Annotated in this window: 16 protein-coding genes and 2 tRNA genes; 7 read left to right on the forward strand and 11 right to left on the reverse strand. The window is 65.1% G+C overall.

From position 1 onward, the window contains the following. Positions 1-2 precede the first annotated feature (2 nt). Entirely contained in the window at positions 3-923 is a 921-nt protein-coding gene (gene metF, locus K3163_RS11940) for a methylenetetrahydrofolate reductase (protein WP_221554362.1), read from the reverse strand. Further along, positions 920-1,891 carry an ArsR/SmtB family transcription factor gene (locus K3163_RS11945; RefSeq protein ID WP_221554363.1) on the reverse strand — a complete coding sequence of 324 codons (972 nt, stop codon included), beginning with the start codon at positions 1,889-1,891 and terminating at the stop codon, positions 920-922. The genes metF and K3163_RS11945 overlap by 4 nt, the downstream gene beginning before the upstream one ends. Positions 1,892-2,190: 299 nt before the next feature. Here K3163_RS11945 and K3163_RS11950 point away from each other — a divergent pair, with 299 nt between their 5' ends. Beyond that, on the forward strand, positions 2,191-4,212 hold the full coding sequence (locus K3163_RS11950) for a glycoside hydrolase family 3 C-terminal domain-containing protein (protein WP_221554364.1): 2,022 nt from the start codon (positions 2,191-2,193) through the stop codon (positions 4,210-4,212). A gap of 4 nt (positions 4,213-4,216) precedes the next feature. Here the strand turns inward: K3163_RS11950 and K3163_RS11955 are convergent, their stop codons facing one another. From K3163_RS11955 to K3163_RS11975, 5 genes are read right to left on the reverse strand one after another with little or no spacing between them, the layout of a single operon-like run. Next, the gene (locus tag K3163_RS11955) at positions 4,217-5,206 is read right to left on the reverse strand and encodes a DUF2891 domain-containing protein (RefSeq protein ID WP_221554365.1); all 990 of its coding nucleotides are present in this window, start codon (positions 5,204-5,206) and stop codon (positions 4,217-4,219) included. Then, positions 5,197-6,147, reverse strand: a complete 951-nt coding sequence (locus K3163_RS11960; protein WP_221554366.1) for a DUF979 domain-containing protein — start codon at positions 6,145-6,147, stop codon at positions 5,197-5,199. The genes K3163_RS11955 and K3163_RS11960 overlap by 10 nt, the downstream gene beginning before the upstream one ends. Next, positions 6,144-6,827 carry a DUF969 domain-containing protein gene (locus K3163_RS11965; protein ID WP_221554367.1) on the reverse strand — a complete coding sequence of 228 codons (684 nt, stop codon included), beginning with the start codon at positions 6,825-6,827 and terminating at the stop codon, positions 6,144-6,146. The genes K3163_RS11960 and K3163_RS11965 overlap by 4 nt, the downstream gene beginning before the upstream one ends. Next, the gene (locus K3163_RS11970; RefSeq protein WP_221554368.1) at positions 6,824-10,396 is read right to left on the reverse strand and encodes a hydantoinase B/oxoprolinase family protein; all 3,573 of its coding nucleotides are present in this window, start codon (positions 10,394-10,396) and stop codon (positions 6,824-6,826) included. The genes K3163_RS11965 and K3163_RS11970 overlap by 4 nt, the downstream gene beginning before the upstream one ends. Positions 10,397-10,438: 42 nt before the next feature. After that, the gene (locus K3163_RS11975; RefSeq protein WP_221427686.1) at positions 10,439-11,863 is read right to left on the reverse strand and encodes an aldehyde dehydrogenase family protein; all 1,425 of its coding nucleotides are present in this window, start codon (positions 11,861-11,863) and stop codon (positions 10,439-10,441) included. 49 nt (positions 11,864-11,912) lie between these two features. Here K3163_RS11975 and K3163_RS11980 point away from each other — a divergent pair, with 49 nt between their 5' ends. Beyond that, positions 11,913-12,062: a hypothetical protein gene (locus K3163_RS11980; RefSeq protein ID WP_221554369.1), complete on the forward strand. Its 150-nt coding sequence runs from the start codon at positions 11,913-11,915 to the stop codon at positions 12,060-12,062. A gap of 4 nt (positions 12,063-12,066) precedes the next feature. Further along, positions 12,067-12,927, forward strand: a complete 861-nt coding sequence (locus tag K3163_RS11985; protein ID WP_221554370.1) for an aldose 1-epimerase — start codon at positions 12,067-12,069, stop codon at positions 12,925-12,927. Here K3163_RS11985 and K3163_RS11990 read toward each other — a convergent pair. Further along, positions 12,924-13,073 carry a hypothetical protein gene (locus K3163_RS11990; protein WP_221554371.1) on the reverse strand — a complete coding sequence of 50 codons (150 nt, stop codon included), beginning with the start codon at positions 13,071-13,073 and terminating at the stop codon, positions 12,924-12,926. The genes K3163_RS11985 and K3163_RS11990 overlap by 4 nt on opposite strands. Before the next feature lie 208 nt (positions 13,074-13,281). Continuing rightward, on the reverse strand, positions 13,282-14,772 hold the full coding sequence (locus K3163_RS11995; protein ID WP_345719732.1) for a sodium:solute symporter family transporter: 1,491 nt from the start codon (positions 14,770-14,772) through the stop codon (positions 13,282-13,284). Positions 14,773-14,831: 59 nt separating this feature from the next. On the opposite strand from K3163_RS11995, the gene K3163_RS12000 reads away from it, so the two are divergent. Continuing rightward, positions 14,832-16,700, forward strand: coding sequence for a beta-galactosidase (locus K3163_RS12000; protein WP_221554372.1), 1,869 nt, complete (start codon positions 14,832-14,834; stop codon positions 16,698-16,700). A gap of 27 nt (positions 16,701-16,727) precedes the next feature. On the opposite strand, the gene K3163_RS12005 is transcribed toward K3163_RS12000, so the two are convergent. Beyond that, positions 16,728-16,818 (reverse strand) — tRNA-Ser (locus tag K3163_RS12005). Positions 16,819-17,023: 205 nt separating this feature from the next. Further along, entirely contained in the window at positions 17,024-17,404 is a 381-nt protein-coding gene (hspQ, locus tag K3163_RS12010; RefSeq protein ID WP_221554373.1) for a heat shock protein HspQ, read from the reverse strand. A gap of 161 nt (positions 17,405-17,565) precedes the next feature. Here hspQ and K3163_RS12015 point away from each other — a divergent pair. The 3 genes from K3163_RS12015 (at position 17,566) to K3163_RS12025 (ending at position 20,758) form a co-directional block, all read left to right on the forward strand. Beyond that, a tRNA-Ser gene (locus tag K3163_RS12015) sits at positions 17,566-17,655 on the forward strand. Between the two features lie 197 nt (positions 17,656-17,852). Then, positions 17,853-20,375, forward strand: a complete 2,523-nt coding sequence (locus tag K3163_RS12020) for a histidine kinase (protein WP_221554374.1) — start codon at positions 17,853-17,855, stop codon at positions 20,373-20,375. After that, entirely contained in the window at positions 20,372-20,758 is a 387-nt protein-coding gene (locus K3163_RS12025) for a response regulator (protein ID WP_221554375.1), read from the forward strand. The genes K3163_RS12020 and K3163_RS12025 overlap by 4 nt, the downstream gene beginning before the upstream one ends. Positions 20,759-20,774 lie beyond the last annotated feature (16 nt).

Consider the following 20,774-nt stretch of genomic DNA (forward strand, 5'->3'; position numbering starts at 1 on the left):
GATCAGGCCTTCGGGCGCAGGCCGAGCATGTGGCAAATCGCATAGCTCAGCTCGGCGCGGTTTAGGGTGTAGAAGTGGAACTGGCGCACCCCGCCCGCATAGAGGCGGCGGCACATTTCGGCGGCGATGGTCGCGCTCACCAGCTGGCGCGCCTCGGGGCGTTCGTCGAGCCCTTTGAACAGGCCCTCCATCCAGTCCGGGATTGCCGTGCCGCACAGCCCGCTCATGCGCTGGACTGCGGCAAAGCTCATCACCGGCATGATGCCGGGCACGATCTCGCCTTCGATCCCTGCGGCTACCGCCTTGTCGCGGAAGTCGAAGAAGCACTCGGGCTCGAAGAAGAACTGGGTGATCGCGCGGGTCGCGCCCGCGTCGAACTTGCGCTTGAGATTATCTAGATCGGCCTGCCGGTCGGGCGAATCCGGATGGACTTCCGGGTAGGCGGCAACCGAGATTTCGAAATCGGCGATCTTCTTGAGGCCCGCGATCAGGTCGGCTGCATTCTCGTAGCCACCCGGATGCGGGGTGTAGCTGCCGCTGCCGTCCGGCGCATCTCCGCGCAGGGCGACGATGTGGCGCACGCCCTCTTCCCAGTATTCGCGCGCGACCTGGTCGACTTCTTCGCGCGTCGCCTGGACGCAGGTGAGATGCGCTGCCGCCGGGATACCGGTCTCGCTCACGATCCGGCGAACGGCCTCGTGCGTGCGCTCGCGCGTCGAACCGCCTGCCCCGTAAGTCACCGAAAGGAAGCGCGGGTTGAGCGGCTCGAGCGTCTTCACGCTGTGCCACAGGGTTTCGCCCATCTTCTCCGTCTTCGGGGGGAAGAATTCGAAGCTCACCTCGATATCCCCGGGCAGCCCGGAAAACAGCGGGCCTTCGAGAGCGCGCTGTGCCTCGCGCATCTGGTCGAGCGTGGGGCTCATCCAACGTTCCTTTCAGCCGCACGCCTGCGCTCGGCAATCCAAATCTTCACGACCAGCTCGCCGTCTTCGAGCGAGATGGGATCGGCGGGTGCGAAACCCGCATCTTCGAGCAATTCGCGCATCTGTTCATCGGCAAAGCCGAGGCGCGCATGGGCATGGCGCTCGCGCAATTCCTCGCGCTGGTGTGCGGCGAAGTCGACGATCGCCACGCGGCCGCCGCCACGCGTCACGCGCGCGGCCTCGTAAAGGACGGCGGGCGGGCTGTGCGCAAAATGCAGGACCTGGTGGAACAGGACCGTATCGAAACTCGCCGGCGCAAAGGGCAGCCCGGTGAAATCGCCCTGCACCAGCTCGATGCTTTCGGCAGGCAGGTGTTGCAGCTTGGCGCGGGCGACGCGCAGCATGGCAAGGCTCTTGTCGAGCGCGACGATATGGTCGGCGCGGGCAGCGAAAAGCTCGGCCATGCGGCCTGTGCCCGTGCCGATGTCGAGCAGGCGGCCAAGGCTGCCTTCGCCCAGCGCATCGGCGAGCGCACGCTCGACATTGGCGTCGGAGGAATGGAGGCGGCGCAGCTCGTCCCAGTCATGCGCGTTGCTGGCGAAATATTCCTGCGCCTGCTCCTCGCGCGCCTGGCGGATCTCGGCGAGCTTGAGGCGGTCGGCTTCGCACATCTCGGCAAAGGCGGGGTCCGAACCTTCCGAACGGGTCAGGAGGCGCGCGATATCCGAGCGGATCGGCTGCTCGCCATCGCCATCGGTGCTTGACCTCAGGAAGATCCAGCTGCCCTCGCGGCGGCGCTCTGCAAGGCCCGCATCACACAGGATGCCGATATGGCGCGAAACGCGCGGCTGGCTCTGGCCGAGCACTTGCGCGATCTCGCCCACCGCCAGCTCCATTGAGCCCAGCAGGCGCATGATCCTGAGCCGGGTCGGGTCGGCCAGGGCGCGGAAGAGTGCTTCGGTACGCATCGAGAGACGAACATATAAAGATATTTTTATGTCCGTAAATGTCCTTCTCGAAAGGTTTTCTGAATAGTCAGAAATGCCTCTTTTTTGCCGCGACTTACCGGAATTTTACCATTCCACGTCAGGGTTTGCGCCAACGCGGCCCGATTTCCTCTCTGGTTTCGGGTCCGCGGATGAGCGGTCGGCGGAGCATCGCCGACCGAGACTTGCCATCTGGCGGGAGGAATCGTCGTCGCGCACTGCCATGCCCGGACCGGCAAGCTTTCAGGCGCGCGCGTACGCGCAGCGCGGAGCATGCGCGCGTGAACCGCTTCCAACCAGACCGCGATTGCGAACGGTTCGTCGCCGACATGCTGGCGCATATGACGCTGCTCGAGAAGGCCGGGCAGCTCGCCTTCCGGCGCGCTCCAGACCCCGGCGACCAGCGTGAGGCGGAAGGCTTTGCACGCGCCCTGCGGGCAGGCCGGATCGGCGGCGTACGCGGGATCGTCAGCCGCGAACAGGCCGATGCCCTTCAGCAACTCGCGCAGGAGGAAACACGCCTCGGCATCCCGCTGCTCTTCTCCAGCGATATCCGGACAGGCCACGAGACGGTCTTCCCGACCCCTGCGACCATGTGCGCGAGTTTCGACACCGCCGCGGTAGAGGCAGCCGGTAAGGTCATCGCGCAGGAAGCCGAGTGCCGCGGAATAAACTGGCTGTTCGGCCCGAAGGTCGCGCCGGGCACCGCAGCCCTTGATGACGAGCAGGCGTTCCAGGCGGGACAACTGCATCTCGTCGCCTCCATGGCCGCCGCCCTAGTCAGAGGCGTGCAGGCGGAAGACGAAACCAGTGGCCAGGCAACCTTGGCATGCCTCGACTTCGTGGAAGCGAGCGGGCCTCGCGACGATACCCAGTTCCAGAATGCGCTGGCGATTGCCCGCAACGCCATCGACACAGCAAATGTCGGGGCTCTGGCCTTCCACCACGCCGATGCCGATTTGCGCAGGTCCCTTGAAGAGGCTGCCCACGAGCTTGCCGCACCGGGCCGCTACGACGGAATCGTGCTGGCCGAATGGGACGACCTCGCGAACGAAGCGAATTTCGCCGAGAGCGGCGGGCAGAACGAGGCCATGCCGGTGGATTCGCTCGTCGAGGCCGTCACGACCGGCAGGATCGACGCGAACAGACTGGACGAGGCTGTCGGGAGGGTCCTGCGCGCAAAGTACCGCATCGGCCTGTTCGGCAGGGCACTTTCGGCTTCGGCCTCGGCACACCGCGGGCCGCTTCCCACGCCGGTCCACAACCGCGAAGTCTCGCTGGAGCTGGCGCGGCGATCTGCCGTGTTGCTACGCAACCAGCCTGCCTATCTGCCGCTCGGGATAGATTCGGGCGACATCCTCGTCGTCGGCACCGCAGCGAGCGACCGTCATCTCGCACTTGCCGGCCGCGAAGGCGTGGCGGCAAGCGTGATCGACGGGCTCGAACAACTGGGCGTACCCTACCGCTTCGTGCCGGGTCTCGCGCTGCGCAACAACGGTACGCCGCAAGACCGCATGATCGATGCCGACCGTATGGCGATCGGCATGGCGAGCGAGGCAGCGAAACGCGCCGGTACCATCGTGGTGGTCCTGCCCTGCAACGGCTCGGGCAAGCTCGGCGAAGCGCAGGAGCAGTTGCTCACATCGCTCATGGGCGCCAATCCGCGCGTGGTGCTGGTGACGATCGGCGCGAAAGCGGTCGATCCGGTGCTGCGCGAGAAACGCCTGCCGGTCATCCTCCATGCGGGCGAGCCGGGCAGCATGGGCGGTCATGCCATCGCGGAACTCCTGACCGGCGAGGCGAATCCGAGCGGCAAGCTGCCCTACGATCTCGATGCCGATGGCACCGGAGAAGACATGCGCTTCGGCCATGGCGAGAATTACGCCGACTTCGCGCTGACAGGCGTCACGATCGAGGAAGGCAGCAACTGCATCCATGTCTCGGGCGAATTGCGCAATGTCGGCGAACGCGCGGGTAGCGAGACGATCCAGCTCTATGCCACTCCCCGCACCAAGGATGGCGCAGGTCCGCGCAGGTTGGCGGAGTTCGCGCGTGTCCAGCTGCGACCGGGCGAAAGCAGGGCACTGTTCTTCGAGATTGGGCGCGAGCAGATCGGCACCGCGCTGGCAAACGGCCGGTTCGCGGTCTCGGCAGGCGAATATGAAGTGTTCCTCGGTACGAGTTCGCGCCGCGGCGATGGCGGGGTGATCCACGTGTCCGAAGACCTGGCCCTAGCCATGGCCATAGGACGGGCAAGCGGCGGCGGTCCGCGCGCCTCCTCGGCGGGCTTGCGCAGCGCCTGACCCGCTAGCGGTCGGCCAGCAAGGCGAGGAGAGCGAAGCTGGCGAGCCAGTGTTCGCCCATATAGTCTCCTGCGACATGGCCGAGGGCTGCCTCGAGATGCGCCCGGGCCCTGTCCGAAATCAGCTGCGAAGCCCGATGAGAGCCAAGCAGGCGGTCCACTTCGCGAAGGCACCAGGCGCGGCTCAGATTGAGCCCGTCGAGATGCGCGATCTTGCCGTCGCTCCGGTCGCTGACCGTGACAGGACGGCAGTCCCGCTCCAGCCAGCCATTGGCGAGGACGAGGTCCTCGAACCACGGAACGAACTGGCTGTGCGGCATGACACGGCTCATCAGCAGGCTGACGGTGAGAACGGGGGAAAGGAATTCGTCCCCGCCAGGCTCCCAACCATCGTAGGACCGCTTCTGGCCGAAAGCGGCGAGCGACCATTCGTCGATCGTCGCGAGCAGCTTTGCATCGCGGGTTTCCGCCCACTCGCGCGCAAGGACAAGTGCGAAGCTGGTGTTGAAATGCGTGCCCACGGTGATCGGATAGGTCAGCACGCGCAGGTAGTCGCCGAAACGGTCGGCAAATGCGCTGGCGAGCGGCTCGAGACGCGCTCCCCATTCCCGGTCATCATGCCGCGCGGCTTCGTGATGGAGGTAAAGCAGCCAGCCCCAGCCATAGGGCCGCTCGAAGCCTCGCGATTCAGGTCGGTCGAGATAGGCGAGTTCGACGGCCAGCTTCTCGCGCGTGAAGGTCGCATCGGCCAGCGCCTCGATGTCGCGGGCCTCGGGCATGTCGGGATAGAGCCTGCGCAGCGTGAGGAGCGTCCACCAGCCGTGGACGCAGCTGTGCCAGTCGAAGCTCCCGAAGAAGACCGGGTGGAGCGTTCGCGGAGAAAGGACGTCCGCGTCGCCCGCCATCACGTGATCAAGCTTGTGCGGGTACTCGCGCGCTACATGGCCCAGCGCGATGCGGGCGAAACTGCTGGCGAGTTCCGGTGTCAGTTCCACAGCAGAAATGCTCCCACATAGATGATTGCGACATTGCACAGCCACAGCGGGATCGCGGTCCCGATTTGCTGGCGGATCACCCCGTTCTGGTCCTTCAGTTCGAGCAGCGCGGCGGGCACGATGTTGAAGTTCGCCGCCATGGGGGTCATCAGCGTACCGCAGAAGCCCGCGAGCATCCCGACTGCGCCGATCACCGCCGGATTTCCGTCATAGGTCTCGACCAGTAGCGGGATGCCGATCGCGGCTGCCATCACCGGGAATGCGGCAAAGGCATTGCCCATGATCATCGTGAACAGCGCCATGCCGAGCGCGAAGACCACGACGGTGAGGAATACGCTGCCATCGGGAATAATGTCGCCTGCAACGCCGCCGATGATCTCGCCCACGCCGGCCAGCGCAAAGACCGCGCCTAGCGCAGCGAGCATTTGCGGGAGGATCGCCGCCCAGCCGATGGAATCGAGCAGCCGCCTGCCCTCCTCCGCTGGCGCGAGCGCAGGCGGACGCAGCCAGGCCATCGCCACCACCAGCGCGACGAGCACGCCGACGCCGAAAAGGATCAGCGTCTCGCGCCGTGCCTCGAACAGGCCAGTCTCGCTCAAGGTCGTGTAATTGTAGAACAGCGTGCCCGCGACCGCAGTGATCGGCACGATCAGCGCAGGCACGAAGAGCTTGTTGCCAAGCATCTTGGAATAGTCGCGGCGCTCCTCGATGCTCGTCGTTTCCGGATCGCTGCGCTTCAGCGCGCCCGTGCCTGCAATCGCGACCATCGCGAGGACCAGCACGCCATTGGCGAAATCGGAGAGGTTGCTGCCGAAGAAGAAGCTCGCCGCCAGCAGTCCCCAGAAGGCGGCATTGCCCCAGCGCCTGTCGCGCAGGCTAAGCAGCGCCCAGATCGCGAAGAACACGCCCGCAAGGACGTAGAGCCATTCGTAGGTGATCATTCGCCTGCCTCCGCCGGGACCCGCCCGATATTCCGGTCGAGCGCGCGGATGCGCCAGCCGTGGATGATGAAGGCGCAGATCGCGGTCGGGATCGCCCAGACCGAAAGCTGCAGCGGAGTGAGCGGATAGCCGTAGCTTTCGAACACGCCCTGGATCAGCAGGATAGAGGCGATGGCGAAGAAGATGTCCTCGCCGAAGAACAGCCCGACATTGTCGGTGGCGGCCGACATGGCGAGCACCTTCTGCCGGTCGTCCTCGGCCAGTTTTCCGTGCGATTTCTCCGCTGCGGCCTCGGCCATCGGAGCTACCAGCGGGCGGACCGCCTGCGGGTGGCCGCCAATGTCCTTCATCCCGATGGCCGCCGTGACCTGGCGGAACAGCAGGTAGACCGTCAGCAGCTTGCCCATGGTCGCACCGCGCAGGTTCTCGATCACTGCGCGGGCGCGCTGCTGCAGGCCGTATCGCTCGAGCAGGCCGATCACCGGCAGGATGATCCACGTCACCGAGATATAGCGGTTGTCGTTGAAGGCCTTGCCCAGCGCCTCGACCACGGCGACGAAATCGAGGCCCGCCAGAAGCCCCGTCGCAAGCGCCGCGCCGACCACGACCAGCAGCGGATTGAAGCGCAGCGCGAAGCCGATCACGACCAACGCGATGCCCAGCAAGGGCCAGTAATTCATTGTTTTCCCTCCCCGAAGCCGCCCCCTCCGGGCGTCAGGATCACAAATGTGTCGCCGGGCATCATGTCCTTGTGCCCGGTCGCCCCGAATTCCTCAGACGTGCCGTCGGTCCGCTCGACCCAGTTGCGACCCGGCTGCGCATCTCCGCCGCCGTTGATCCCGCGCGGCGCCACTTTGCGGCGGTTGGCGAGCATGTTGGCGCGCATCTCCTCGAGGAAGGTGACGCGCCGTACGACCCCGTCGCCACCACGATGCGCGCCCGCACCGCCGGAGCCGCGACGGATGGCGAAGCTTTCGAGCCGCACCGGCAAGCGTGTTTCGAGGATTTCGGGATCGGTCAGGCGGCTGTTGGTCATGTGGGTCTGCACCGCGCTGGTCCCGTCATGGTCGGGCCCCGCGCCGGAGCCGCCGCAGATCGTCTCGTAATACTGGTGCGCTTCGTTGCCGAAGGTGAAATTGTTCATCGTCCCCTGGCTCGGGGCGAGCCTGCCGGTGGCGGCGAACAGCGCATCGGTGACGACCTGGCTGGTCTCGACATTGCCCGCGACCACTGCCGCGCCCGGCTTCGGATTGAGCATCGAACCTTCGGGCACGACAAGTTCGACGGGTCGCAGGCACCCGTCGTTCATCGGGATCTGGTCGTCGATCAGCGTGCGCAGGACATATAGCGCTGCGGCGCGGGTGATCGAGCGCGGCGCGTTGAAATTGTCGGGCAGCTGGTCGCTGGTGCCGGTGAAGTCGAAAACGGCGGAGCGGGTCGCGTCGTTTATCCGGATCGCGACTCTCACGACCGCGCCGTTGTCCATCTCGTAGGCGAAGCTGCCGTCCTCGAGCCGGTCGAGAAGCCGGCGCACGCTCTCCTCGGCATTGGCGAGCACGTGGTCCATGTAGGCCGCGACGACCTCCGCCCCCTGGTCGCTGGCCGCGCCCTGCAGGAGTTCCGCGCCACGTGTGCAAGCAGCGAGCTGCGCGCGCAGGTCGGAGAGATTGCGGTCGGGATTACGGGCGGGGAACTTGGCGCTCGCCAGCACCTCTCGCACCGCTGCTTCGCGGAAATGCCCCTCGTCCACCATCAGGAGATTGTCGATCATGACACCCTCCTCCTCGATGGTCGCGCTTTCGGGTGGCATCGAGCCAGGGGCGATCCCGCCGATATCGGCATGGTGCCCGCGCGCGGCGACGAAGGCGTCCGGTTCCCCACCCACCCTGTCGCCGCCCTCTTCGCCATAGAAGACCGGCACGATCACCGTGATGTCGGGCAAATGCGTGCCGCCGCGATAGGGATCGTTGAGGACATAGGCATCGCCGCGCTTGAACCCGCGCCCGTCGCGCCTCGCTCCGCGCTCCTCGATCACCCGCGCGATGCTGTCGCCCATGCTGCCGAGGTGGACGGGGATATGCGGCGCATTGGCGATCAAAGCGCCGGTCCGGTCGAACAGCGCGCAGGAGAAATCGAGCCGTTCCTTGATGTTCACCGAGGTCGCGGTGGACTGGAGCACCACGCCCATCTCCTCGGCAATCGCCATGAAGAGGTTGTTGAATATCTCGAGCCGGACGGGATCGACCTCGGTCCCCACCGCAAGGTCGCGCTGCATCGCTTCGACACGGGTCAGGACCAGCGTCCCTTCATCGGCGAGCTTCGCCTGCCAGCCTTGCTCGACCACCGTCGTCGAACCCGGATCGACGATCAGTGCAGGGCCGGAGACCTTCTCGCCCTCACCCATGTCCGCCCGGGCGAGCGTGCGCCACGAGCCGGATGCCTCGCCCGGGGTCGCGACCGGATCGGCCTGCACCGTGCCGAGGCCGCCAGAAACGCCGCTCGCCTCGACGCTCAGCGCCTCGACGATGATGGGAGCTTCGGCATCCGAATAACCGAAGCGCTGCCGGTGGAGCAGGCGGAAGGCCTCGTCCATGTCCTCCGGGTCGCCGACATCGACGGTGAGCATGGAATCGCTGCCCTTGAAGCGCAGCCTAGCGCGGCTTTCGAGCCGGATCGCCTCGTCGGAAATTCCCTGCCCAGTCAGCGCCACGCGCGTTTCTTCCTCCAGCTCGGCCAGCGGCGCCATGAAGTCATCGACGAGCGGCTTCACAAGGCTCACCTCGCGGATCGCCTTCACCGGTGCGAGGCCGATGCCATAGGCCGAGAGGATGCCCGCGAGCGGGTGCACCAGCACGGTCTCGATCCCGAGATCATCGGCCACCTTGCAGGCGTGCTGCCCTCCCGCCCCGCCGAAGCAGGCGAGCGCATAGGTCGTCACGTCATGGCCGCGCGCCACGCTGATCTTGCGGATGGCATTGGCCATGTTGTCGACCGCAATCGCGAGGAAACCCTCGGCAATGTCCTCGAGCGATTTCGGTTCGGGGAGCGATGCCGCGACCTCCTCCAGGCGCCGCCGCGAGGCTTGCGGGTCAAGCGGCTCATCGCCGTTCGGGCCAAACACGCTCGGGAAGAAGGCCGGATCGATGCGCCCGAGAAACAGGTTGCAATCGGTCACGCTCAGCGGGCCGCCCTTGCGATAGCAAGCAGGTCCCGGATCGGCGCCCGCGCTCTCGGGGCCCACGCGGAAACGCGCACCGTCGAAGCTGCAGATCGAGCCACCACCCGCCGCCACGGTGTGGATCTGCATCATCGGTGCGGCGACGCGGACACCGGCCACCACGCTGTCGCCGGTCAACTCGTACTCGCCCGCATAATGCGCGACGTCGGTGCTCGTACCGCCCATGTCGAAGCCGATGAGCTTGGAGTGCCCCAAAGGCTCGGAAGCGGCGACCATGCCGACCACCCCGCCCGCCGGGCCGGACAGGATCGCGTCCTTCCCGCGGAAAGCGCCGACTTCGGCCAGCCCGCCGTTCGACTGCATGAAGCGTAGGCGGTCCGCATCGGGCAGCGCTGCGCGCAGAGTGTCGGTGTAGCGCCGCAGGACCGGCGAGAGATAGGCATCGACCACGGTCGTGTCGCCGCGCGGGACCAGCTTGATCAACGGGGCTACTTCGTGGCTCACACTGACCTGCGCAAAGCCGATCTCGCGGGCGATTTCGGCCAGTCGCTCCTCGTGGTCGCGATATTTCCAGCCGTGCATCAGCACTATGGCGATGGCATCGAAGCCCTCGCCCCGCAGTGCCTCGAAATCGCGCCGCGCCGCTTCCTCGTCGAGCGGTGTCAGGACCTCGCCGTCGACACCGACACGCTCGGTCACTTCTACCACGCGCGCCGGCAATTGTTCGGGAAGGACGATGTGGCGGGCAAAGATCTCCGGCCGCGCCTGCGTGCCGATCCGCAGCGCATCACCGAAGCCTTGCGTGATCGCGAGCGCCAACCGCTCGCCCTTGCGTTCGAGCAAGGCATTAGTGGCAACAGTGGTGCCGATGCGCAGTTCCGCAATCGGGCCCTCGCCATGCTTGGCCATGAGGCGGCGTACCGCCTCGCTCGCGGCATCACGATAATGTTCGGGGTTTTCGGAGAGCAGCTTGTCGGTCACCAGCCGCCCGTCAGGCGTCGTGGCTACGACATCGGTAAAGGTCCCCCCGCGATCGATCGCGAAGCTCCATGCGGGAGGAGTAGCTGCCATGCCGCGCACACTAGGCACGCGTCATGGCAGCGCAAGTAGGGATCAGACGACGGCGTCGCGCTTGACTGTGATCACCTGCGGATAGGTGAACTCCTTGAGGCCATCGATGCCGTATTCGGCGCCGATGCCCGACTGCTTGTGCCCGCCGAAGGGCGCGAGCGGCGAGATGTGCAGGAATTCGTTGATCCACACGGTGCCGGTTTCAAGCTGTTCGGCGATCTCGACACCCTTGTCGGTGTCCTTCGTCCAGACAGCGCCGGCGAGGCCGTATTCCGAATTGTTCGCGCGCTCGATCGCTTCCTCGACGCTGCCGAACTTCATTAGCGGCATGACCGGACCGAACTGTTCTTCGGCCACGATGCGCGCATCTTCGGGCGGATTGTCGAGAATGGTGATCGGCACGTAATAGCCGGTGCCCGAGGGATCGACGTCGCCGCCGGTCAGGAACTGGTAGCCATTGTCCTTGGCATCCTGGATCAGCTCGCAAACGCGGTCGAACTGCTTCTTGTTCTGGATCGGGCCGACACCCGTGCCCTGCTGCGAACCGTCGCCGACGACCACGGTCTTGGCGTATTCCGCGATGGCCTTCGACAGGTCGTCGTAGATATCCTCGTGGATGTAGATGCGCTTCGCCGCGACGCAGATCTGGCCTGCATTCGAGAAGCTCGACCAGAAGAGCTGCTGAGCAACCGCTTCGACGTCGGCATCGGGCAGCACGATCGAGGCGTCGTTGCCGCCGAGCTCCAGCGTGATGCGCTTGAGGTCGCCCGCAGCGCCTTCCATGATCTTCTTGCCGGTAGCGGTCGAGCCGGTGAAGGTTATCTTGTCGATGTCGGGATGCTCGGTGATCATCGGGCCGAGCTCGTCCGGGCCGGTGATGATGTTGACCGTGCCGGCGGGCACGACATCCTTGATCAGCTCGGCGATCCGCAGCGTGGTAAGCGGCGTGAAAGGCGAGGGCTTCAATACGATGGTGCAGCCCGAGATCAGCGCGGGCACGATCTTCTGGATCGCCATCATGACCGGGAAGTTCCACGGCACGATACCGCCGACCACGCCAACGGGCACGCGACGCGTACGGCTGAGGCGCGTGTCGTCATCCTGGTTGATCACATCGTCGAGCGTCAGCGTCGACTGCGCGGCGGCGAGGCCTGCTGCGCCGTAGATCTCCTGCTGTGCCTGTGCATGCGGCTTGCCCTGCTCGGTGGTGAGCAGGCGGAACAGCTCGTCGGCATTGTCCTTGATGGCGGCCGAAATGCCCATCACGACCTTCTGGCGCTCTTCCGCGCTGGTCTTTTTCCAGGTCTTGAACGCACGGCGGGCAGCGGCGACCGCACGGTCGAGCTCGTCCTTGCCGCAGGAGGGGACGAGGCCCACGACCTCTTCATTGGCCGGATTGACGACTTCGAACGTATTGCTCGTCGTCACCATCTCGCCGTCGATCAGGTTCGCATAAGTGGTGGTCATGGCTCTCTCTCCTCAAAACGCAGAATCGGTTTCGGAGAGAAACTTAGGCGTGCTTTCGGGAATCGCAAACGCGATTCCGCGCAGGGCTGGCCCGATCCATCGCGAGTGCCTCGTCAAACCGGGTGTCGAGAAGCGCCGCGGCGCGATTGCCACACCCACGCTTTCGGGCAAGAAGACTCGCCTTCCCGGACCGGAGTAACGCCTTGCCGCACCGCCTCGCCAATGGAGACTTCGAACTTGCCTTCGACGAGGCGGTCGGCGGATCGCTTGGCGCAGCGACATGGCGCGGGCTCGACATCCTTCATACGAGGCCAGGCAATTCGGTGCTCGATGCCGGCTGCTTCCCGCTCGTGCCTTTTTCCAATCGTATTGCAGGTTCGCGCTTTTCCTTCGGCGGCCGCGATGTGGCCCTCGAACCGAACCACCCCGGTGACCCGGCGAGCCCCGTGATCCACGGCTTCGGCTGGCTGTCCGAGTGGACGGTCGAGCAACTGGCAGAAACGCGGGCGACGCTGGGCTTCCGGTACGAGGGCGGCGCCTGGCCCTGGCCCTTCGAGGCTCGTCAGGACATTGCCGTACACGGGAACGGCTTCGAGCTGGAACTTGCGCTGCGCAACCTTGGCGAAGATCCGATGCCTGCGGGGCTCGGTTTCCATCCCTATTTCCCGCGCAACGATCGGACGCTCTTCAAATCCCTGCACAAGGGCGAATGGGCGACCGATGACGCGATGATTCCGACGCGGGTCGAGGAGCATCTCGCTCCGGTGGACTGGTGGGAGGGCAGGCCGGCGGCGACGCGCAATGTCGACACTGTCTACACCGACCGCGAGGGTCCGCTGCTGGTCGAATGGCCAGATCGCGAGATCGGCGTGAGGATCGAGCCCTCCCCCGACCTCTCCTTCACCACCGTCTATGTGCCCGCTGACGAGGACTATTTCTGCGTCGAGCCGGTCAGCCACATGACCGATGCCTTCAACCGGCATGGCCAAGCCACCGGTGCGCGCGTCCTTGCCGCTGGCGAGGAGTGGAGCGTAGCGATGCGCGTCGAGGTCTACGCGCTCTAGGTCACCCTCAGGAGCCGGTCGCCGAATTGCGCTTCTATAGCCGCGACATGGCCCGGCGAGGTCACCACCACGACCGATCCGCCGAAACTTGCACCTGTCATCCGCGGACCGCCATCCTTGCCGACGATCCCCTGAAGCCTGTCCACCAGCCACCTCCAGCAATTGGCGCTGCCTGCATCACAGGTTCGCCCTCGACCGCGAATGTCGTCGCTCCGCGCAGATCCCCGAGCGACGGCAGGTCACCCGGTTCGACACGTCCACCGAGATGTCGCCAGGCTATGGTCCCGTCTGCCTGCCGTTAGAATATGCAACTCCATTCCTCGCCATGGAGGGCATGGAGATCGGCGGTCTCGCTCACGCGGCAGCGCCTTCCTCGCGGGCCCCGCGGAACAGCTCGAACCCGATCCACTCGACCCGCCGACCGAGCGCGAAGCGATTGAAGGCGAGCGCGGCGGCGACCGAGGTGAACAGCGTCACCACCATGAAGTCGATATAGTGAATGCCAATGGCAGCGGCGAAGCTCTCTTCGAAGGTGAAAAGCGCGTAGAGGCCGATGCCCCAGACCACGCCCGCAATCGCCGAGCGCGCCGCGACACCGCGGAACAACAGCCCGACGATAAAGGCCGAGAGGATCGGCATGGAGGACAGGCCATTCAGCTGCTGGAGCAGGTTGATGATGCTTTCCGCATTCATGAACACCGGCACCATGACAATGGCGAGGACGGTGGCGAAGACGCTCATCGCTGCGCCCAGTTTCCAGTGATTCTTCACCTCGCCGATGAACTGTTCGTGGAAGTCGACCGCGTAGAGCGCAACGGTGGAGTTGAGCACGGCGCTGAAGGTAGTGATCACCGCTGCGGCGACCATCGCGGCGAAGGCGCCCGACAGCCAGGTCGGCAGGACTTCGGCGACTAGCCGGCCGTATGCCGCATCACCGACGTCGCCGAACAGCTTGTAGGCGACCACGCCCGGGATGACTACGATCGGCGGCACCACGAGGATGCGGATCGCGGCTGCGGCGAAAACGCCCTTCTGCGCCTCTTTCACCGTCGGCGCGGCCATCGCCTTCTGGGTGATGTTCTGGTTCGTCGACCAGTAGAAGATCTGGATGAAGGCCATGCCGGTGAACAGCGTGTGGAAGGGGATCGGGCTGTCGGCCGCGCCCACCATACTCAGCCGTTCGGAGGGAACGCCGGTGACGATGTCGAAATCGACCGCGGCGAGCGCGAGGAACACGATCAGCAGGGCGAGCGCGAGGATGCCGATCCCCGAAAAGGTATCCATCACCGCGACGGCGCGAAGGCCGCCGAAGACCGTATAAGCCGCCCCGATCAGTGCGAGGCCGAGCGAGAAGTAGATTAGCGGGATCTGCGCGCCGAACAGCGACTGGAGGAACAGTCCGCCCGAGTAGAGCGCTGCGGGAAGGTAGATCAGCAAATTGCCGGCAATGAAGATCGCCGAGATCAGCGTGCGGATCGAGCGACCGTCATAGCGCCGCTCGAGCAGCTCGGTGACGGTGGTGCAATTGTAGCGATAGTAGAGCGGCACGAAGACGAAGGCGAGCGCCATCAGGCCGACGAATCCTGCGATTTCCCACCATGCGAGCAGCAGCATCTGGTTGCCGTTCATGCCCACCAGCTGGTCGGTGGACAGGTTGGTCAGCGTGATCGCGCCGGCGACGAAAACCCAGCTTAACCCCTTGCCGGCGAGGAAGACATCCTGCTCCGAGCCGTCGTGCTTGGCGCTTCTCACCTTCCACCAGGTGAGCAGGCCGACCAGCGCGGTCAGGCCGACAAACACCGCCAGTTGCGTCGCATTTCCGAATTGCGCCGTGTCGCCAAACACACTCGCTCTCCCTAAATCCCGCTGGCATCCATCGCAGAAACGGGGATAGACGCAAGCGCATGGACCTTGGCGTTTGCTATTATCCCGAACATTGGCCCGAAGAGCGCTGGGCCGTCGACGCGGCACTCATGCGCGAGACCGGCCTCACCCGCGTGCGCATCGGCGAGTTCGCATGGAGCCGGATCGAACCCGAGCCGGGCCGGTTCGACTGGGACTGGCTCGACCGCGCGGTGGAGACGCTGCACGCAGCAGGGCTCGGCATCATCATGGGCACGCCGACCGCCACCCCGCCCAAGTGGCTGGTCGATCGCATGCCCGATATGGTCGCGCTCGACCGCGAAGGGAAACCGCGCGGCTTCGGCTCGCGCAGGCACTACTGCTTCAGTCACGAAGGCTATCGCGAGGAAGCGGCGCGCATTACGCGTGCGGTCGCCGAGCGGTATGGCAATCATCCCGGCGTGGTCAGCTGGCAGACCGACAATGAATATGGATGCCACGACACGGTGCAGAGCTTCTCCCCCGCTGCGCGCGATGCATTCCGCAAGTGGCTTGAGAAACGCTACGGATCGATCGATGCGCTCAACGAGGCATGGGGCAATGTCTTCTGGAGCATGGAATATCGCTCGTTCGACGAGGTCGAGCTTCCCAACCTGACCGTGACCGAGGCCAATCCGGCGCACTGGCTCGCCTTCCGGCGGTTCTCCTCAGACCAAGTCGTCTCGTTCAATCGCGCGCAGGTCGATATCTTGCGAGAATGCTCCCCCGGCCGGGACATCACCCACAATGCGATGGGTTTCTACACCGGCTACGACCACCACGACCTTGCCGCAGATCTCGATGTGCTCGGCTGGGACAGCTACCCGCTCGGCTTCCTCGAGATGTTCCGCTTCACCGAGGAGGAGAAGCGCGACTACGCGCGGCAGGGCCATCCCGACATCGCCGCATTCCACCACGACCTGTATCGAGGCTGCGCGAAGGGAGGACGCTGGTCGGTGCTCGAACAGCAGCCGGGCCCTGTAAACTGGGCGCGCCACAACCCTGCCCCGCTGCCCGGAATGGTCCGGCTATGGACGCTCGAGGCCTTCGCGCATGGAGCGGAACTGGTCAGCTATTTCCGCTGGCGCCAGTTTCCCAAGGCGCAGGAGCAGATGCATGCGGGCCTTTTGAGGACCGATGGCAAACCCGCGCCCGCACTTGTCGAGGCGCGCGAAGCAGCGAGGGATCTCGCGCAAATCGGGAGCGGCGGAGAGGCGCACAAACAGGCTGCGATCATCTTCTCCTACGATGCCGAGTGGATGACGCAGATCCAGCCGCAGGGCGAAGGCCGCTCGGCACTATGGGCTGCTTTTGCAACTTACAGCGCGCTCCGGAGGCTCGGGCTCGACGTGGACATCCTCCCGCCGTCTGCCGATCTGGAGGGATATTCGCTGGTCGTCGTGCCCTGCCTCCCGATCGTCCCCGAGAAGCTGGCGCGCAGCCTAGAGAGCTTCGAGGGCCAGATAGTCATCGGCCCGCGCACCGGGAGCCGCACCGTGGATTTCGCGATCCCCGACAATCTCCCGCCCGGCCCTCTCGAAACGCTCGCAGGCGGCAGGATCACGCTTAGCGAAAGCCTGTCTCCCCGCATCTCGATCGAAGGTGACGATTGGACTGCCGGAGGTTGGCTGGACCACTACGAAGGCTCTGCAACTCCGGAATTCGTCGCCGCGGACGGGACCACTTGCTGCTGGGTGAACGCCAATGTCAGGCTGCTCGCGGTCTGGCCCGAAGGCAGCTTGCTGGACGAGGTCATCCTGCGTGCCGCCCGCGATGCGGGGTTGCCGCACGAGCCGCTCGCAAAGGGCAAGCGCCATCGCAGGCGCGGCCACACACTGTTCGAGTTCGATTATCTGGATGGAACGGTGAACTGGCGCGAAACCGCCAGATAGGACCGGGCCGTCAGACCGGGGGCAAAGTGGCGGAGCAGGAGGGATTCGAACCCTCGATACGGGGTTACCGTATACACACTTTCCAGGCGTGCGCCTTCGACCACTCGGCCACTGCTCCGCATTCCTGTTTGCGCTACCGCTTCGCTGCCTGAGCGCGAAGGGACCTGGATTGACCACCCCGGCCTCAAGTAGCGCTGAGCGCGGTAGGCCAAACAAGAACGCGGGCCTCTAGCGAGGTTCGGATTTGGGCGCAAGCGGTCCAGCGCGCAGGGGTTGCCGTTTAACACCCGCGCTCAAGCAGCCCGACGGGCGGTAGCGCAAATTTAGTGCGTAAGGCGGGTCCGCATGCGGTAGCGGCCGTTCTCGAAATTGCCGAAGTACTGGTGCACGTCGGGATGCGAGACGGGGCCTGCCAGCGAATCGCGGATCAGGTTCTGCTGGCTGACGTAGGCGACGTAATCGCTCTCGTCGCTTTCGGCGAGCAGGTGGTAGAAGGGCTGGTTGCGGTCCGGCCGGATCTCTTCCGGGATCGACTGGTACCATTCGTCGCTGTTCGCGAAGACCGGATCGATGTCGAAGATCACACCGCGAAAATCGAATGCGCGGTGGCGTACGACGTCGCCGATGGCGAAACGGGTGCGGATGCGGCAAGGCGCCTCGATCGTGCGGCCTGCCGTTGCGGAAAAAAACGATGCCCTGTCCATGAGTAGGCAGAATATGGTGCGCTGCGGCAAATAGACAAGGGTGCGGCGGGATCGATCCCCCGATTTCGCGCTCAAAGGGGGTTGGCAAGGCAGCCACGCAAGGCTAATGGGCGCGCTCGCTTCGACCCGGGCCTCGGCCCATTCAAGCGCACCCGACATGCGGAGAGGTGGCAGAGTGGTCGAATGCGCTGCACTCGAAATGCAGTATACGGGCAACCGTATCGAGGGTTCGAATCCCTCCCTCTCCGCCACGGATTCCCTCGCTTCACCGCCTTTTCACGCCGCTTTTGCGCTCCGGTACAATCCGGCGGTGCAGATCGCCCTTTTGCCGGTTGACACAGGCCGAGGCAGTGCCAAGCCTCTCGCCCGGAGATAGGGGCTGCGCATTCTTGGTCTTGCTGACATTCCGGGCCTCGAGAGACTGAGGCGATTGCAGAGACGCCTGGGGGTGGATTCGTACCATCTCGTGCCCGGGCTGCTGGCTGCTCTGTTGGCCGCGATCCTGCACTTCTCCGGCTTCTTCCAATCGACCGATGGCAGCGTCTTCGACAGGCTCTCGGTCCGCGGGACGGCCGAGCCACCTGCGGTCACGCTGATCAGGCTCGAGGAAGGCGAAAGTGCAGGCGCGCTGGTGCAGGCCAGCCTTGCGCTCGGCGCCGAGCGTGTCGTTTTCCTGTCCGATCCGGGTTCCGGTCTCGAGCGCTTGGCGGCTGAAGAACGCGAGCGCACGGTCATCGGCTTTCCGGCACCGCGCCTGTCCGGCAGCCTGCCATCCGAACTGCTTGCGGCGGCACAGCGCCAAGAAGGCGAACTCGTGCGCGCCCCCATCGCCCGACCGGTCGCCGAATACGGGATCCATCGCTCGCAAAATGCCTGGATCGAGAGCGAGGACGGCGCGGTCGCCTTGCTCGAGACGGTGGCCGCAGGCCGTGAGCCGCGAGCGGGCGAATATTACGTGCCCATGCCGCGCTCGCTCTCCTTCGCCCAGCTTTCGTCCGACCAGCTGGTCAGCGCCGAATTCGTCGAAGGCGACCTTGAAGGCATGACGGTTATTGTCGCGCGTCCGGAAGAGCTTTCCGGAAACCTGCTGGCCACGCCCATCAGTCCCAACCTTGCGGCAGTGTCTCGGGCACAGTTTGCCGCCTACGCCGTGCAGGCACTGGCGACCGGCCGCGAGGCGACCAAGTCCGGCAATCTGGCCGCAGTCCTGCTCATACTGTTCGCCGCAATGCTCAGCGCGCTTGCCGCGATCCTGCTGAGGAAACGGCATGTCTCGGCCACGATTGCGCTCTCGCTTTGCGTATTCGCCGGGGTCGCAGGCTGGATCTTGCTCGAGTCGGCAGGTGTCATCCTGCCATTCGCCGGGATCTGGACCGCAGTGGCGCTGGCATGGCTCGGAACGATCATGTTCCTCGAGCGCCGCAAGGACAGCAAGCTGGAAAGCTCCGTGGTTGGCGCGATCGAGCAGACCGTATCCCACACGGCCTTTTCGAACCGGGACAACCTTCCCGCGCTACTCGTCGCAACGGCCGAGATGGTGGGGATCGAACGCATGCTGCTGGTGCGGCCTGCCGATCCCCTCTCGCCCAATCCGCCGGCCACCTTCAACGCCGAAGTCTCCGATTTTGCCGGCGACGTGCAGGGCGAACTCGCGAGGCTCGCCTCGCACCTGGCCGAGGGAAGGTCGCTGCCGGTACGCGGCCTGCTGCCCGGTTGGCCCGGACAGGTCCGGCTGCGAGCGATCGGATACGAGGACAAGCCGCTCTATTGGCTCTACACTTTCGGTGACAGTCCCGATGCCGAGCTCGGCGAATACATCGCCGCAAGCCTCGCCCAGAGCTTCGTGACGATGCAGAAGTCGCACGCGAGCCTGTCGGCCCAGCAACGCGGGCGTCGGGCGGTGGACCCGGTCGACTTCCGCGTCGTCAGCGCGATCGGGCTGATCTCGCGCAACAGCCGCCAGCTACGCAAGGCGATCGACCAGCTCAATTCTTCGGTCATGGCATTCGACGTGGTCGGCTTCCCGCTGCATGCGAGCCCGCAGATGGTCGATTTGCTGGAAGCATCGGGCATCAACCCGCAAACCGCGCTGCTTTCCGAAATCATCGAGAACCTCACCGAACTGACCAAGGGACAGGTCGAGGCGCTGCTGCGCGATATCCTGCGCGAGGGCGGCGAAGCCTCGGCCCCGATGCGGCAGATCGCAGGTGTCAGCGCCACTCTCAGGGTATCGTGCCCCGACCCGGCGCAGGCGACGCACGAAAACATCGTCGTGCTCGAGGCTTTCGACACATCGGACCTCGCACGTCTTTCGGACCTGCGCGGCGCGATCACGGATTTCATCGACGTCCAGATGCGCAACGATCTCGAGACCATCGCGCTTGCCGCGGCGCTGGCGAAGAAAGCCGCGGGCGACAAGAAGCGCGGCGAACGCATGATCGAACGGATCGTGGCGGCATCTCAGGCCGCGACCGACCGGCTCAACACGATGAACGACCTCGCGCGCAACCAGCCCGCAACGCGCGACGACATGCCCCACCCCATCCAGTTGAGGCCGATTGCCGAGAACGTCGGGCAAAGGCTCGCCGAATTCGCCGGCCGCTACGATGTGCAGCTGGATTTCGAATTGCCGGCAGTCTCAGGCTATTCGGTCGGCGATCCGGTGGTCCTCGCTCGCATGTTCGAGGCGCTGCTGAGGCTCGTCATTACCGACAGCCCGCAGCACAGCACGGTGACTTTCTCGCTGGCCGAAGACGAGACACGCTCGGCCATCAAGATCTGCGGCGGCTTCGGCATGGACCGCGCGCGGCTCGGCCAGGCGATCGCGAAACCGCCGCGCCACGACATACCGGAATTCCTGATCGTGAGCGAAAGCGCGCGTGCCCTGTCCAGCTGGGGCGGCGAATTCGCTTACGATAGCGAAACCGGCAAAGGGTATACCTTCCAGCTTAGCTTGAGGCGGATTGCATGACGGCAAAGGCCATCCTGATAGTCGATGACGATGAACTGCGCTGCGAACTGCTGGCGGAACTGCTGCAGGACGAAGGCTACGCCGTTCGCATCGCAAACGACGGTGTCGAAGGACTCGACGCGCTCGAGCGCGAGGCGGCCGATCTTGTGCTGCTCGACATCATCATGCCGCGCATGGACGGCATTCGCTTCCTGCAGGTCCTGCCCCAGCGGATCGAAAGCCCGCCTCCCGTGATAGTGATTTCCGGATCGATGGATTCGGTCGGCGGCAAGACGCTGGAAGAGATGAATGTCGCAGGGACCGTCCGCAAGCCGGTCGATCCGGCAACCTTGATCGAGACCATCGAGACAGCGCTTTCGCAAGGCGCGATGCCGGGCGACTGACCGGACAGGCGCTGGT

Origin of the sequence: Qipengyuania xiapuensis, from assembly GCF_019711395.1 — a bacterium.
Taxonomy (GTDB): domain Bacteria; phylum Pseudomonadota; class Alphaproteobacteria; order Sphingomonadales; family Sphingomonadaceae; genus Qipengyuania; species Qipengyuania xiapuensis.

Coding starts and splice junctions, on each gene's coding strand:
- metF (WP_221554362.1), bottom strand. CDS start 923: ATGAGCCCCACGCTCGACCAGATGCGCGAGGCACAGCGCGCTCTCGAA.
- K3163_RS11945 (WP_221554363.1), bottom strand. CDS start 1,891: ATGCGTACCGAAGCACTCTTCCGCGCCCTGGCCGACCCGACCCGGCTC.
- K3163_RS11960 (WP_221554366.1), bottom strand. CDS start 6,147: ATGATCACCTACGAATGGCTCTACGTCCTTGCGGGCGTGTTCTTCGCG.
- K3163_RS11965 (WP_221554367.1), bottom strand. CDS start 6,827: ATGAATTACTGGCCCTTGCTGGGCATCGCGTTGGTCGTGATCGGCTTC.
- K3163_RS11970 (WP_221554368.1), bottom strand. CDS start 10,396: ATGGCAGCTACTCCTCCCGCATGGAGCTTCGCGATCGATCGCGGGGGG.
- K3163_RS11975 (WP_221427686.1), bottom strand. CDS start 11,863: ATGACCACCACTTATGCGAACCTGATCGACGGCGAGATGGTGACGACG.
- K3163_RS12000 (WP_221554372.1), top strand. CDS start 14,832: ATGGACCTTGGCGTTTGCTATTATCCCGAACATTGGCCCGAAGAGCGC.
- hspQ (WP_221554373.1), bottom strand. CDS start 17,404: ATGGACAGGGCATCGTTTTTTTCCGCAACGGCAGGCCGCACGATCGAG.
- K3163_RS12025 (WP_221554375.1), top strand. CDS start 20,372: ATGACGGCAAAGGCCATCCTGATAGTCGATGACGATGAACTGCGCTGC.